Annotated in this window: 14 protein-coding genes and 1 tRNA gene; 7 read left to right on the top strand and 8 right to left on the bottom strand. The window is 66.9% G+C overall.

The genetic code is table 11. The features are described 5' to 3' along the window. The first annotated feature begins 27 nt into the window (after positions 1–27). Positions 28–645: a glycerol-3-phosphate 1-O-acyltransferase PlsY gene (gene plsY, locus G333_RS0104465; protein WP_018168903.1), complete on the top strand. Its 618-nt coding sequence runs from the start codon at positions 28–30 to the stop codon at positions 643–645. 45 nt (positions 646–690) lie between these two features. Here plsY and tsaD read toward each other — a convergent pair whose 3' ends face one another. Together tsaD and G333_RS0104455 are read right to left on the bottom strand one after the other, a co-directional pair. Further along, the gene (tsaD, locus tag G333_RS0104460) at positions 691–1,713 is read right to left on the bottom strand and encodes a tRNA (adenosine(37)-N6)-threonylcarbamoyltransferase complex transferase subunit TsaD (protein WP_019627777.1); all 1,023 of its coding nucleotides are present in this window, start codon (positions 1,711–1,713) and stop codon (positions 691–693) included. 76 nt (positions 1,714–1,789) lie between these two features. Next, the gene (locus G333_RS0104455) at positions 1,790–2,989 is read right to left on the bottom strand and encodes a class I SAM-dependent methyltransferase (RefSeq protein ID WP_038037930.1); all 1,200 of its coding nucleotides are present in this window, start codon (positions 2,987–2,989) and stop codon (positions 1,790–1,792) included. An 82-nt stretch (positions 2,990–3,071) separates the two neighbouring features. Here G333_RS0104455 and G333_RS0104450 point away from each other — a divergent pair, with 82 nt between their 5' ends. The 3 genes from G333_RS0104450 (at position 3,072) to G333_RS0104440 (ending at position 5,684) form a co-directional block, all read left to right on the top strand. Then, complete coding sequence (locus G333_RS0104450) at positions 3,072–3,794, top strand: pteridine reductase (RefSeq protein ID WP_026340880.1); 723 nt, start codon at positions 3,072–3,074, stop codon at positions 3,792–3,794. Positions 3,795–3,858: 64 nt separating this feature from the next. After that, a complete protein-coding gene (locus G333_RS0104445; protein ID WP_019627774.1) occupies positions 3,859–4,119 on the top strand; it encodes an accessory factor UbiK family protein in 261 nt (86 codons plus the stop codon). Positions 4,120–4,178: 59 nt separating this feature from the next. After that, positions 4,179–5,684: a YifB family Mg chelatase-like AAA ATPase gene (locus G333_RS0104440; protein ID WP_019627773.1), complete on the top strand. Its 1,506-nt coding sequence runs from the start codon at positions 4,179–4,181 to the stop codon at positions 5,682–5,684. Between the two features lie 73 nt (positions 5,685–5,757). Here G333_RS0104440 and G333_RS0104435 read toward each other — a convergent pair whose 3' ends face one another. Then, complete coding sequence (locus tag G333_RS0104435) at positions 5,758–6,630, bottom strand: c-type cytochrome (protein WP_019563101.1); 873 nt, start codon at positions 6,628–6,630, stop codon at positions 5,758–5,760. A 183-nt stretch (positions 6,631–6,813) separates the two neighbouring features. On the opposite strand from G333_RS0104435, the gene G333_RS0104430 reads away from it, so the two are divergent. Then, positions 6,814–6,890, top strand: a tRNA-Arg gene (locus tag G333_RS0104430). A 178-nt stretch (positions 6,891–7,068) separates the two neighbouring features. Here G333_RS0104430 and rfaH read toward each other — a convergent pair. Continuing rightward, a complete protein-coding gene (gene rfaH / locus G333_RS0104425; protein WP_018950939.1) occupies positions 7,069–7,620 on the bottom strand; it encodes a transcription/translation regulatory transformer protein RfaH in 552 nt (183 codons plus the stop codon). A 174-nt stretch (positions 7,621–7,794) separates the two neighbouring features. On the opposite strand from rfaH, the gene G333_RS15320 reads away from it, so the two are divergent. Then, on the top strand, positions 7,795–7,929 hold the full coding sequence (locus G333_RS15320) for a hypothetical protein (protein WP_018937428.1): 135 nt from the start codon (positions 7,795–7,797) through the stop codon (positions 7,927–7,929). A 94-nt stretch (positions 7,930–8,023) separates the two neighbouring features. Here G333_RS15320 and G333_RS0104415 read toward each other — a convergent pair whose 3' ends face one another. From G333_RS0104415 to G333_RS0104405, 3 genes are all read right to left on the bottom strand, one after another. Further along, complete coding sequence (locus tag G333_RS0104415) at positions 8,024–8,962, bottom strand: DmsC/YnfH family molybdoenzyme membrane anchor subunit (RefSeq protein WP_019627772.1); 939 nt, start codon at positions 8,960–8,962, stop codon at positions 8,024–8,026. A gap of 26 nt (positions 8,963–8,988) precedes the next feature. Further along, complete coding sequence (locus G333_RS0104410) at positions 8,989–9,684, bottom strand: 4Fe-4S dicluster domain-containing protein (RefSeq protein WP_038032074.1); 696 nt, start codon at positions 9,682–9,684, stop codon at positions 8,989–8,991. Between the two features lie 75 nt (positions 9,685–9,759). Continuing rightward, on the bottom strand, positions 9,760–12,669 hold the full coding sequence (locus tag G333_RS0104405) for a molybdopterin oxidoreductase family protein (protein WP_019627771.1): 2,910 nt from the start codon (positions 12,667–12,669) through the stop codon (positions 9,760–9,762). 235 nt (positions 12,670–12,904) lie between these two features. Here G333_RS0104405 and moaA point away from each other — a divergent pair, with 235 nt between their 5' ends. Continuing rightward, on the top strand, positions 12,905–13,915 hold the full coding sequence (moaA, locus tag G333_RS0104400) for a GTP 3',8-cyclase MoaA (RefSeq protein WP_018168892.1): 1,011 nt from the start codon (positions 12,905–12,907) through the stop codon (positions 13,913–13,915). A gap of 95 nt (positions 13,916–14,010) precedes the next feature. Here the strand turns inward: moaA and G333_RS0104395 are convergent, their stop codons facing one another. Then, the gene (locus G333_RS0104395; RefSeq protein WP_018145067.1) at positions 14,011–14,499 is read right to left on the bottom strand and encodes a universal stress protein; all 489 of its coding nucleotides are present in this window, start codon (positions 14,497–14,499) and stop codon (positions 14,011–14,013) included. Between the last annotated feature and the right edge of the window lie 18 nt (positions 14,500–14,517).

The following is a 14,517-nucleotide window of genomic DNA, read 5'->3' as shown; positions in this document are numbered from 1 at the left end:
CAATCCGCGCAGGCAGGCTGACCGCTCATGGGCATCACAATCGGCATCATCATCGCGTATCTACTGGGATCGCTTTCCACGGCCATTCTGGTCAGCAAGCTGCTGCGCCTGCCGGACCCGCGCACCACCGGCTCGAAGAACCCCGGCGCCACCAATGTACTGCGCTCGGGCGGCAAGACGGCGGCCATCATCACGCTCATCGGGGATGTCGGCAAGGGCTGGCTGCCGGTGTTCGTCGCCCTGCAACTGGACCTGTTCCCCGGCTGGGCGATCGGCCTGATCGGCCTGGCCGCCTTCCTCGGGCACGTGTTCCCGGTGTTCTACCGCTTCCAGGGCGGCAAGGGCGTAGCCACCGCACTGGGCGTGATGCTCGCCATCAGCCCGCTGGTCGGCGGCCTGGTACTGCTCACCTGGCTGGTCGTTGCCGCCATCTGGCGCTATTCGTCGCTGGCTGCCCTGGTCGCCGCCGGCATGGCCCCGGTGTACATGGTCCTGCTGGGCATGGACCACTGGATCAGTGCCGCCGTGGCCCTGATGAGCGTGATCCTGTTCATCCGTCACGACAGCAACATCCGCCGCCTGATGCGCGGGGAGGAATCGCGGATCGGCCAGAAGGACAAGGCCCCGGCGGCGCCAAAGGAATAACCCTTCGGCCTGCGGACGGGTTTACAGCCCCATCCGCAGCCCCCTTCATGCCACCGCGGGCGGCGCCAGCTCCGCCAGCGGCCAGTGCGCCCGCGCCGCCACCACCGGCGCCCCGGTTTCCGTAACCTGGCCGGCCTGCAGTCGCCGCAGCCCGGCCAGCGCGATCATCGCCCCGTTGTCGGTGCAGAATTCGGGCCGCGGGAAATACACTGGCACCCCCTGACGCTGCGCCATGGCCTTGAGCCCGGCGCGCAATGTCGTGTTGGCCGCCACGCCACCGGCGACCACCAGCGCCGGGGCCTCGGTTTGCTCCAGGCCGCGCCGGGTCTTCTCCACCAGGGTGTCGGTCACCGCTTCCTCGAAGGCGCGGGCGACATCCTCCGGCCGGTAGACCTGTTTCTTCAATGCGGTCAGCACCGCGGTCTTCAGACCGGAGAAGCTCATGTCCAGCCCCGGGCGGTCGAGCATCGGGCGCGGCAGGCGCAGGGCGTCCGAGCGCCCCTGCTCGGCCAGACGCGCGAGCGCCGGCCCACCCGGATAGCCCAGCCCCAGCAGCTTGGCGGTCTTGTCGAAGGCCTCGCCCGCGGCATCGTCGATGCTCTCGCCGATCAGGTCGTAGTCGCCCAGGGCACGCGCATGAATCAACTGGGTATGCCCGCCGGAGACCTGCAGCACCAGGAACGGGAAATCGAGCCCGGTATCCTCCAGAAACGGCGCCAGCAGGTGGCCCTCCAGGTGATGCACGGCCAGCGCCGGGATGCCCCAGCCCCAGGCCAGGGAGCGCGCTACCGAGGCCCCGGTCAGGAGCGCCCCCAGCAACCCCGGCCCACCGGTGTAGACCACCGCATCCAGGTCGTGGCCGTCCACGCCCGCCTCGTCCAGCACCGCGCGTACCAGCGGCAGCAACCGCTGGATATGATCGCGCGAGGCCAGCTCCGGCACCACGCCGCCGTAGACGGCGTGCAGGTCGGTCTGGCTGTACAGCCGGTGCGCAAGCAGGCCCCGGTCCGCGTCGATCAGCGCCACGCCCGTCTCGTCGCAGGAAGTCTCGATGCCCAGTACGATCATGGCGCAAGCATGCCGGGTTTCACGGGCCGCACCAAGCAGCCCCTGTGCGTCCGCGCCATTGCGTTGGGGCAAGCGCTCACAGTCGCCCCCGGCGATCCGGGATCCCGTCCAGCGGCAAATGTGCACAATCGCGACCCAGGGCCATCACCTGAAAACGCTCGCCCATCTCCCCGGGCAGCGTCAGCATGCGCACGGCCTGAGCGGCCTGCATGGTCACACGGGCATCCTCGCCGCTGCCGACGCGGGCCTCGAAACGCCCTGGCAGCCCCGCCCCCAGCAGGAATTCGCCCTGTGCGGCATAGGCCAGCACGTCGAGACCCGCGGCGTCCGCCGCCTCTGCAACCCCGGTGAAATCCACGCTCGCGGTCAGATCCATCAGGCCCGGATAAGCCAGCGGGTCCTGGATCATCTGCTGGCGGTAATACCCCACCAGCGTACCCTGGTGACGCTCCGGGGCGTAGTAGGCGCTGCGCGGAAAGCCATAGTCCACGATCACGGCGACCCCCTGCTCCAGGAAGTCGGCCAACGCGGTCACCCACGCGGCCTGGGCCGGGCGCCATTCGGAGAGGTAGCCCTCGGGCCACGGGCCATGCTCGGCCTGGAGCCGCGCCACCGGCTCGGCGAGGCCGGGCGGGGCCAGGCGCTCGGCCAGGCTCAGGGTGCCGGCGGCATCGGTCGTGATCCCGACCTGCCAGACCCGGCCTTCACGCCAGCGGAAGAGCTCCACCGGCAGGGCATCCAGCACCTCGTTGGCCAGTACCACACCGCGCAACGGGGTCTCGGGCAGGGCATCCAGCCACGCCACCCGGGCGTACTCCGCGGGTTCAAGCGCAGCCTCCAGGTGGGCCTGCTGCCGCGCCCGAAGGTCCGGACTGACCTCGACGATCCAGTAGCGCTCCCACGCCACCCCGAGTTCGCGCAGCGTGGTGATCACATCCCCCGCGAGCCGCCCGCTGCCGGCGCCGAATTCGAGCAGTGTGCCGGTCCCGTTCAGATCGTCCCGCAACACCGGGGCCAGCCAGGTCGCCAGGGTCTCGCCGAACAGGGGCGACAGCTCCGGCGCGGTGACGAAATCGCCCCCCTCGCCCAGCTTGTGCGCCCCGTTCACGTAATAGCCAAGCCCCGGCGCATACAGCGCGGCCTGCATGTAATCGACGAACGGAAGGAACCCCTCGCCGGCGACGACACTCTGTTGCAGGGAGGCGTGCAGACGCCGGGCGATATCGGCGGCCACCGGATCGGCCGGGGCGTTTGTGCTAGGTTTCGGCGGCATCATGACGACGAATGGTACCAACCCGGGGGCAGGCGTGGCGCAGGTACAACCCGACAGCATGGACACGACGTCCGGGGAGGCACGGGTGGTGCTGGTCACCGGGGCCGCGCGGCGGGTCGGCGCAACCATCGCGCGCGGGTTGCACGCCGCCGGGTTGCGGGTACTGATCCACTACCGCGGCTCGCGCACGGATGCCGAAGACCTCGTCGCCGAACTGAACGCGGAGCGCCCGGACAGCGCCCGCGCCCTGCAGGCCGACCTCCTCGACCTGGAGGCCATCGAACGCCTGGCGCGCGAGGCCGAGGCGGCCTGGGGCCGCCTGGATTTCCTGGTCAACAACGCCTCGACCTTCTACGCCACCGCCGTGGGCGAGATCACCCCACAGAGCTGGGACGACCTGATCGGGTCCAACCTGAAGGCCCCGACTTTCCTCACCCAGGCCTGCAATCCGGCGTTGCAGCGTCAGCAGGGCGCGGTCGTCAATATCGTCGACATCCATGCGCTGCGCCCGCTAAAGGGCTACCCGGTGTACTCGGCGGCCAAGGCCGGGCTGTGGGCCCTGACCCAGGCCTACGCCCGCGAGCTGGGGCCGGACGTGCGGGTCAACGGCGTTGCCCCCGGCGCGATCCTCGCCCCCGAGGAGGCCGAAAACACGGGCACCCACGAGGCAATGATTGAACGCACCGCACTCAAGCGCGAGGGCACCCCGGAGGACATCGCGCGTACCGTGCGCTTCCTGCTGCTGGACGCGCCCTACATCACCGGCCAGGTGATCCCGGTGGACGGCGGCCGGTCGGCATCGCAGTAGCCGCGCCCCCGTCCCGCCGCGCTACACTGGTCCCAACCGAGCATTTGCGCCAGGAGACTGCAGCATGATCGATTCCAAACGCTTCGACGACCTCGCCCGCCGCATCACCGAAAGCCTGCCGGAGTCGGTACGCCACATGCAGGAGGACGTGCAGCGCCAGGTCCGCTCGTCGCTGCAAAGCGGCTTCGAACGCATGGACCTGGTGACGCGCGAGGACTTCGACATCCAGGTGGCCCTGCTGGAACGGACCCGCGAACGCCTGGCGGAGCTGGAGGCGCGCGTCGCCGCGCTGGAAAGCCGCCCGAGCGACGAGACCGGGCAGTAACCACCACCTGAATCCACCCGCCGGGCACGGATGCCGGGCGGCAGAACGGAGGGGCACGGATGCCCGTCACCATCGCCTACGCCCGCGCCATCGACGGCATTCACGCCCCGCTGGTCACCATCGAGACCCACCTGGCCAACGGGCTACCCGCCTTCCAGATCGTCGGCCTGCCCGAGGCCGCGGTGCGCGAGAGCCGCGACCGCGTTCGGGCGGCGATCCAGACCAGCGGGTTCGAGTTCCCACGGCGCCGCATCACCGTCAACCTGGCCCCCGCCGACCTGCCCAAGGACGGCGGCCGCTTCGACCTCGGCATTGCGCTGGGCATCCTGGCCGCCAGCCAGCAGATCCCGGCCACGGCCCTGGCCCGGCACGAGTTCCTCGGCGAGCTGGGGCTGGACGGCACCTTGCGCCCGGTGGGTGGCACCCTGGCTGCCGGACTTGCGGCAGCCGACGCCGAGCGGGCGCTGGTGGTGAACCCGGAGGATGGGGCGGAGGCGGCCCTCGCCAGCCGCGCCCGGGTCCTCACCGGCTCGCACCTGAGCGCCGTCTGCGCCGCGCTGGCGGGGCGCGAGGCCCTGGTGCCGGCACAACCGCCCGAGCCGTCCGCACCCGCGCACCCCGACCTCGCCGACGTGCGCGGCCAGCACCAGGCGCGGCGGGCCCTGGAGATCGCCGCCGCCGGCGGGCATCACCTGCTGATGGTCGGCCCACCCGGGAGCGGCAAATCCATGCTGGCCGCGCGCATCCCCGGCATCCTGCCGCCAATGGACGAGGCCGAAGCCCTGGAGACCGCGGCCATCCACAGCCTGCGCGGCAGTTCGCACCTGCGCCAGGACTGGCGGGCGCGTCCGTTTCGGTCCCCGCACCACACCGCCTCGGGCGTCGCGCTGGTCGGTGGCGGCAGTACACCACGCCCCGGCGAGATCTCACTCGCGCACCAGGGCGTATTGTTCCTCGACGAACTCACCGAATTCAGCCGCTCGGTGCTCGACGTACTGCGCGAACCGCTGGAGAGTGGCGTCATCCACATCTCGCGCGCGGCCCGCCAGGCCGAGTTTCCGGCCCGCTTCCAGCTGGTCGGTGCGATGAACCCCTGCCCACAGGGCTTCGATTGCGACCTCGCCGAACGCTGCGAATGCACCCCGGAGCAGCGGGCCCGCCACCGCAAGCGCCTTTCCGCACCGTTACTCGACCGGATTGACCTGGCCATCGAGGTCCCGCGCATCCCACCCGGGGACCTGGCCGGATCGGCCGACGCATCCGAAGACTCGGCCTCCGTGGCGAAACGCGTCGCGCGGGCCCGCAAGGTGCAGCGCGAGCGCCAGAACGGACTGAACAGCGCACTCGATGGCTCAGCCCTGGACCGGTACGCCGTCCTCGGCACGGCTGACCGGGAGCTGCTGGACAAGGCTGCGGAACGCTTCCGCCTCTCCGCGCGGGCCTACCACCGCATCCTGCGGGTGGCGCGCTCCATTGCCGATCTCAACGACGCCAAGGCGATCGCGACCCAGCACCTGACCGAAGCTCTGAGCTATCGCGCCCTGGACCACTGGCGCACGCAATAGGAGGCACCAAAAGAGAAACCCCGCCCAGGCGATACCTGGGCGGGGTTTTGTACTGCCGTTCCTACGGGGACGATCAGTCTTCGAAGGTCGCCACGTAGACGGCCAGGTCGGCGATGTCCTCGTCCGACAGGTTGGCCGCATTCGGCGTCATCAGCGCGGTCTGGTCGCCAACGGTCTCGCCGGCGCGGTAACGCACCAGCTTGTCGGCAATGTACTCGGCATCACGACCGGCCAGCTTCGGGAACACCGGGGTACCCTGACCCTGGGCACCGTGGCAGGCAACACAGGTGTTGTAACGCGACTGACCGCGCTCCGCATCACCATCTTCAACCGCGATGGCGGCAACCGCTTCGGCCTCTTCTTCGGCCGCCGCTTCGCCAGTCTCGGTAGTGGCGACCGGCTCTTCGCCCCCGGCAGCGTCTTCGGCGGCGGAATCGCCATTGCCGTTATCACTGCCTTCGTAGTCGTGATCGACCCCGGCCTCGTCCAGCATGTAGGCGACCACGTCGCGCATCTGCTCGTCGCTCAGGCTGGGATCGCCACCGCGCGCCGGCATGGCGCCGATGCCGTTGATCGAGTTGGCGAACAGGGTGTCCAGGCCCTTGTCGTTCAGGCGATTGCTCCACTCGTCGGTGTCGTCTTTGAGCGGGGCGCCGGAAACACCAGTGTCATGGCAGGCCGCGCAGACGTTCGAGTAGAGGTCGCCCGGGGTCAGGTCCGCGGCTTCCTCGGCGCTATCCACCTGGCCGGACACCACCTGACCGATCGGCGCGATGCGCTGGGCGACGCGCTCGTCACTCACGGTGTCGGGCTGGGACACCTGCATGCCGGCAAGCCAGCCGGCCAGGTGCGACACCAGGAAAAGGACCGTACCCAGCAAGGCCAGGGACGCAATAAACAGCAACACCTTGTTCCCGGTGTCCATCTTGATCGGTTGATTTCCCACTTCTCTCCCTCCGAGATCCCGGCCTTGAGCGGCCATGTGGTGTGCTATTCGAAAGCCCTCGCGCATCAAGCGCAAATCGGGCGCAGAGTATAGGGCATCATGCAAACCACGACCACAAACCGAGTGTGGCGGTCAAATATGGCTGGACGCGTCAAAGCTCGCGCCCGTATCATTGCAGATCTTGCGCCCGTAGCTCAGCTGGATAGAGTACTGCCCTCCGAAGGCAGGGGTCGCAGGTTCGAATCCTGCCGGGCGCGCCATCATGACGACGAAGAAGGGCCCATTGTATGGGCCCTTCTTCGTTATGCGGATGGATCCCGGGGCCGGACGCCCCTTCTCCAGCCGAGGCCCGCTGAACGGGACAACCGATCCGCCCCACCCGGACAATCCCCAGTCTCTGCACATCGCAGACGACCGCCTTGCCCTCGCACTGCCCGATCAGACAACAGGCCCCACGGCCGCAGCCGGCAGCTCGACCTGCTGACACTGGCTCATGATCTGCATGAGAACGATCACGCGCTCTTCTCCGGTACGGGCGAGAAACAAGGCCTCGCGCCCCTGGAACGGCCCATCCGTGATGGTGACCGGCTGCTGCGGGGCGAAGTCACTGTCACGGGTAAGATCGAGACAGCCGCTCTCGGGGTCCAGGCGCAGGCGGATCCCCTCGATGACCGGCTCGGGAACCGGCACCGGGCTGGAGCCAAAGCGCACCAAACCAAGCACGCCGCGCGTAGAGCGAATTGGGGCCCAGTTTTCTGCGACCTCGCAAAGCTGTGCGAAGAGGTAGCGCGGAAACAGGGACTCGGTGACGGCGGTGCGACGCCCCCCGCGGCGAATGGGCCGGCGGATCAGCGGCCGGAACGTGCGATACCCCTGGCGGTCGAGATTCGCCTCGGCGCGGGCTTCTTCCCGGGGTTTGCATTGAATGGTGTACCAGTGTTTCAAAGGGACCTCGTCGCAGCAGTGCACCGGCAATGGCGCACCACCCATAGCATCAGCTCGCTCTAATGATAGGCCGACTGGCAGCAAACGTGCGTAGTTGCATCACGAAACTGGATGCACAGGGTTGCCGGGGCGATCGGCTACTGCCTTGATCTGGATCAAATTCGACAGCCCGGGGCAGCGCTAGCTTCAGAGGTGCAACGAGACCTCAGGAGAACCCTCATGCTGACCGAAATCATGTTCCAGTCGCCCATCGGCATTCTGACCATCATCACCCTGCTGGGGATCGTGGCCTTCTTTGGCTACGTGGGCTATTACATCATCCACGGCATGCGCCAGGACAAGCAGCGCGAGTAAGACATCCGCGCCCGCCGGCCAGCGGCCACGACGGCCGCCCATGAAAACGCCCGCGCAAGGCGGGCGTTCGATGTGCCACTTCAGCCAGCGGGGCTCAGGTGTGCTGGTCCCCGTGGTACAAGCGCACGACGTGCCGGGCCTCGGCGAAGAACAACCAGCGCTCCATGACCACACCCACCAGGGCCGCGACCAGGCCGAGCCAGGCCACGATGGCCGGCACACCGGACAGGATCGCGGCGAACACCAGGATCGGGGTGCCGAACGCGAGCAGGAACACACCCATCTTCAGGGTATCGGTGGTGTTCTTGCCTGCATCGTAGCCAAACTCGTCGGTCAGGAAGGTACCGGCGGTGTGCCCGGTATCCAGCAAGCGCACGGTCGCGCGGTTGAAGGTGGTGGCGGTGTTGATGGTCGGGCCGGTCACGCGGGAGATCCAGAAGTAGTAGATCCCCTTGAGGACGCCGGCGATCAGCAGCAGCACGATGGCCACGCCCGCATGCATCGCGGTGGCGTTGCCGAACACACTGGCAATGGCGGCGAAGGCGACGGCGCCGGTGGCCACACCCAGAAGGATGTAGTTGGCCGGGGTCAGCGCGGTGTTCCACTGGCGGATGGTCTTCAGGCAGCCGTAGATCATCCCGGTGGAGAACAGCGTGACCACCGCCAGCACGGCGGCGATGGCGCCAGCCACTGCGGCCAACGGACCGACTTCGTGGCCCTGCAGCAGCACGCCGAGGCCATAGATCGCGGCGAACGGGTAGAACAGAACGGCAAATACCGCCTCGCGCGAGAGCCAGGAGGTCTTGAAGCGCATGAAGGAACGCCAGGCGTTCTTCTTGTTCGCCAGGTGGCCGGTGGACAGCATGAGCCCGACGGTGATCATGCCCAGGGCCGCAACCCCGTGCGCGATCAGCTCGCCATGGCTCATGACCGGACCGATGCCCGCGAGATGGAAGGCCACCAGCAACAGGAACAGGCCGTAGCCCGCACCGGAGATGACAGTAAACAGAATGACGGAAAACGCCGGATGCATGGTTTTCTCTCCCCGATCGGGCGCGCTTAGCGCGCTACCATCTTGTTGACCCAGTCCTTCACCGAGGTGATCAGCGTGTTGGCACGCACGTCGTCGGTGGGGATGGAACGGGTGATCCGCGGCGGCAGATAGGTGTTGACCGGCTTGTAGCCAAGCTCGGGCATCTGCTTCACGCCGCCACGCTCGCGGACCAGGCGGCTCACCTCGGAGGCGTCGTCATCGAAGTCGCCGAAGAAACGCGCGTGCGCCGGGCAGGTGATGACGCAGGCGGGCTGACGCTCTTCCGGCGGCAGCTGCTCGTCGTAGATGCGGTCCACGCAAAGCGTGCACTTCTTCATCACGCCGTCTTCGCGGTCGAGCTCGCGAGCGCCGTACGGGCAGGCCCAGGCGCAGTAGTTGCAGCCCATGCACTTGTCCTGATCGACCAGCACGATGCCGTCTTCCGGGCGCTTGTAGGAGGCGCCGGTCGGGCAGACATTCACGCAGTCGGCATGCTCGCAGTGCATGCAGGACATCGGGATGTTGACGGTCTTGTTGTTGGGGTAGTCCCCGACCTCGTAGTGGCGGATGCGGTTGAACCACACGCCGCTCGGGTCCTCGCCGTAGGGGCGATAGTCGGTCAGCGGACCCGTGGTGCCGCTGGTGTTCCACTGCTTGCAGGCCACCGCGCAGGCATGGCAGCCCACGCAGGTGTCCATGTCGATTACGAGTCCAAGTCGCATGGTTGGTACTCCCTCAAATCGTTCGTGCGGGCAAGCCCCGCGATGGCCTTGAGGCCGTCGCGGAACCGGGCCGGATCAGTTTTTCTCGTCGTCCAGCGAACCGCGCGTGAGCACGTCGCGGATGTCGCGGTTCAGGTGCACGGGCTTGTGCGCGTGGTAGCGCAGCTGGTCCGGCGATTCGGACATGCCCGGCGTGGCCTTCACCTCGTCGAACTGCGGCCAGGCGCTCTGCTCGTCGGGACCGGCCGGGGTGATCTTGACCTTGAGGTCGTACCACGCGGCCTGCCCGGTGACCGGGTCGGAGTTGGTGATGTTGTCGATCGGGTCGCCCTTCTTCGGGAGCAGCTCGCTGATCAGGTGATTCATCAGGAAGCCCTTCTGCGACTCGTTCGCCTCCGGCTTCAGGCCCCAGGCGCCCTTCTGCTTGCCGATGGCGTTCCAGGTCCAGACGGTGCTGGGCTCGCAGCCCTCGATCAGCTTGACCTGCACGCGGATCTTGCCGTTGTGCGACTCCAGCCACACCCAGGACAGATCCTCGATGCCCATGGACTCCGCCTTCTGACGGTTCATGTACAGGTAGTTCTGAGCGCAGATCTGGCGCAGCCAGGCGTTCTGCGAATCCCAGGAGTGGTACATGAACATCGGGCGCTGGTTGACCGCGTAGAACGGGTACTCGTCCTCGTCGATCCGGGTCTGCTCCAGCGGCTTGTGCCAGATGGGCAGCGGATCGAAGTACTGGGTCAGCCGGTCCTTGTGCTCCTGCTTGGTCGGTTGCGGGCCGTCGTACAGGCCCTGGCCGGCCAGCTTGAAGCGCTGCTGGGTCTCGGAGTAGATCTCGATCGTGATCGGATCGGTCTTGCCCACCCAGCCGGCGTGCTTGGCCAGCTCCAGGTAGTCCTTGTTGGCGTAGCGGTAGAACTGCTGGTTCGGCGCCAGGTGGTACAGGAAGAACCCCTGGTTCTCGATGTACGCCTCCCACTGCTTCGGGTTCGGCTCGCCGCGCAAGTGGCTCTGGCCGTCCTTGCCGCGATAGCCGGACAGGAAGCCGATGCCCGGCTCCTTCTCGAAGTTGACGATGAAGTCCTTGTAGTCCGAGAACTTGCGGCTGCCATCGTCCTTGGTGAACGCCGGGAACTTCAGGCGCCCGGCCAGCTCGACCATGACCTCCTGCCACGGCCGCACGTTGCGATCGGGCTCGAGGATCGGGTGACGGATGGAATCCGCCGCCGCGGCCGGCTCGGAGATCGGGCGGTCGAGCATGGAGATGGTGTCGTAGCGCTCCAGATAGGTGGTATCCGGCAGCACCAGGTCGGCGAAGCTGACCATCTCGGAATTGAACGCATCCGAGACCACCAGGAACGGGATCTTGTACTCGCCGTTCTCGTCCTTGGACCGCAGCATGTCCATCACTTCGGCGGTGTTCATCGTGGAGTTCCACGACATGTTCGCCATGAAGAAGATCAGGGTGTCGATCGGGTACGGGTCGGCGTTGACCGCATTGGTCACCACCATGTGCATCATGCCGTGGTTGGACACCGGCGCATCCCAGGAGAAGGCCTTGTCGATACGCAGCGGGTTGCCGTCGTCATCGATGACCAGATCCTCCGGCGCGGTCGGGAAACCGAGCGGCGGGCTCTTCAGCGGGGTGTTCGGGGCGCATTCCTTGGCCGGCTTGATGCCCGGCGGGATGTGCTTCGGATATGGCGGCTTGGCGAGGTGACCGCCGGGGCAGTCCACCGAGCCCAGCATGATCTGCAGCAGGTGGATCGCGCGGCAGGTCTGGAATCCATTGGAGTGCGCGGAGATGCCGCGCATCGCGTGCATGGACACCGGACGCCCGAACACCTTGTCGTGCTTGCGGCCCCAGGAGTCGGTCCACTCGATGTCGAGCTCGATGGTCTCCTTGAACGCGACGTGGGCCATCTCCAGCGCCAGGCGCTCGGTCTGCTCGGCCGGGATGCCGGTCACCGCGGCGGTATTCTCCGGGGAATACTCGTCCGCCAGGTAACGTTCGGCCAGCAGGGTCATCACGGTCTTGACCGGGCGGCCGTCCGGGGCGGTGTACTCACCGAACAGGGCCGGCTTGATGTCGACCTGGCTGCCGTCGACGAAGGCCTCCTGCTCCAGTTCCCAGACCTGCGGGTTGCCGGCCTCGTCACGCAGGATCAGGCCGTCGCCCTTCTGGCCCGGGGTCTGTACCACCAGCTGGGTGGCGTTGGTGTAGCGCACCAGGAAGTCCCAGTCGAACTGGTCGTTCTTCAGCAGCACGTGCAGCATCGACAGCGCGAACAGGCCGTCGGTGCCGGGCTTGATGCCCACCCACTCGTCGGCGATCGCCTGGTAGCCGGTGCGCACCGGGTTGATCGCGACGAACTTGCCGCCGCTGCGCTTGAGCTTTTCCAGCCCGATCTTGATCGGGTTGGAGGCATGGTCTTCCGCCACACCCCAGAGCATGTGGTACTTGGTGCGATCCCAGTCGGGGTCGCCGAATTCCCAGAAGGCGAAGCCCGTGGTGTACAGGCCGCCGGCGGCCATGTTCACCGAGCAGAAGCCACCGTGGGCCGCCCAGTTGTAGGTACCGAACTGGGTTGCCCACAGGCCGGTCAGGGCCTGCATCTGGTCACGGCCGGTGAAGAACGCCAGCTTGCGCGGGTCGGTCTCGCGGATCTTCTGCAGGCGCGCGGACAGGGTGTCCAGCGCCTCGTCCCAGGAGATCGGCTCGAACTCGCCGGCACCGCGCTCGGTGCCCGGCTTGCGGCGCATCGGCTGGTGCAGGCGCGCCGGGGACTGCTGCTTCATGATCCCCGCGTTGCCCTTGGCGCAGAGCACACCCTTGTTGATCGGGTGGTGCCGATTCCCCTGGATGTAGCGGACCTTGTTGTCCTGGACGGTAACCTTGATACCGCAACGACAGGCGCACATGTAGCAGGTGGTGTACTTGATCTCCTGCTCGCCGTGCTTTTCGAATTCGGGCAACGCGCTCATGGGGGCGACCTCGTGATCTCGGTTCAGTTATGCATCGCGCATTGTGGACGGAGCGGACACATTCTGCCAACGAGTCTTTTCTATTTGCGGATAAACCAGAGTTATCGGGTGAAGATTTTTTTTATTGTGACGCGAATCCACAGATGATTTGCACGTTCGGGTGGCAAAGGCCGCAAAATGATCTACGATGTGTACCACGGAACATATCGCCCCACTCGACGTCACAGGCCCGCCAATGGAACACGCCGACACCCCCACGGAAGGAAACGCCCTGATCGACGCCTTCGGTCGCCGCATCGAATACGTGCGCCTCTCGGTCACCGATCGCTGCGATCTGCGCTGTTTCTACTGCATGCCCAAGGGCTTTCGCGACTTCGAGGAGCCGGAACACTGGCTCAGCTTCGAGGAGATCGAGCGGGTGATGGGCGCCTTCGGTCGCCTCGGCACCCGTCGCGTGCGCCTGACCGGCGGCGAACCCCTGGTGCGCAAGAACCTCCCGGATCTGGCCGCGCGCCTGAATGCCCTGCCCGGCATCGACGATATCTCGCTGTCCACCAACGCCACGCGCATGGCGCGCCATGCGCAGGAGCTGAAGGATGCTGGCGTCGACCGGATCAACGTCAGCCTCGATTCGCTCAAGCCCGAGGTCTTCAAGGAGATCACCGGCGGCAAGCTGGAGAAGGTGCTGGACGGGCTGATGGCCTCCAAGGCCGCGGGCCTCGCCCCAATCAAGATCAACATGGTCGTGATGGGCGGGATCAACGAGCCGGAGGTCGAGGACATGGTCGACTTCTGCATCGAGCACGGCTTCACCCTGCGCTTCATCGAGACCATGCCGATGGGCGACACGGGCCGCCAGGCGAAAGAGGGCCATTACGTGAACCTGCAGGATGTGCGCGCCCGGCTGGAGCCGCGTTACAACCTGGTGCCCGGCGTGATGCCCGGGGGCGGCCCGGCGCGCTACATGCAGATCCCGGATACCGATGTGCGCATCGGCTTCATCACCCCGATCTCGCAGCACTTCTGCGATACCTGCAACCGCGTGCGCCTGTCGGTGGACGGCACCATCTACACCTGCCTCGGCAACGACCACAGCCTGAACCTGCGCCCCTACCTGCGCGAGGGCTGCACCGATTCGGAACTGGAGGACCTGGTGGTCCAGGCCATCAACCTGAAGCCGGAACGCCACGAATTCTCCGAGCGCCCGGAGAAAGTCCTGCGCTTCATGTCCATGACCGGGGGCTGACGCCCGACCAGCCGTCATCGCGAGAGCATGCCGCAGGAACGAGAAAGGCCCGCTGAAAGCGGGCCTTCTGCATGCCGGGAGGGCTGCGAGCCGCTTCAGTCGACGGCGCCTTCCGGCGGCAGCTTTTCCTTCATCGAGTCGGACAGCGGCACGTCGTGCACCACCAGCACCGGCAGGCGCGCATTGCGCACCAGCCACTCGGTGGCAGAACCGGAGAGCATGTTGGAGATCTGGCTGCGCCCACGGGTCCCCATCACGATCATGTCCGCACCCCACTCTTCGGCGTGGCGGGAAATTTCCTCGGGGGCGCTGCCCACGGCGATGGCGACGTCGTCGTCTGCCTCGGCCCACTCCTGCATCTGGGCACGCACCTTCTCCTCCGCAGCATTGCGCATGTCCTTCGCGTTCAGCGGCGACGAGCCCGCACCACTGAACGCACCGGCAGAGCTGGGACCGGCCACGTCCGACGGCTTCATCACATAGAGCAACCGCTTCTTCGCCCCCGGGCAGTGCTGGCGGGCAATCGCCAGGGCCGAGGCCGAAGCGGGCGAGAAGTCGATGGCGATGATGACGCGCTGCAGCATGGGGATCCCCTTTGTGAT

The organism is Thioalkalivibrio sp. AKL10 (genome assembly GCF_000381845.1).
Lineage (GTDB): Bacteria > Pseudomonadota > Gammaproteobacteria > Ectothiorhodospirales > Ectothiorhodospiraceae > Thioalkalivibrio > Thioalkalivibrio versutus.
This window is presented reverse-complemented; position numbering and strand designations above follow the sequence as displayed.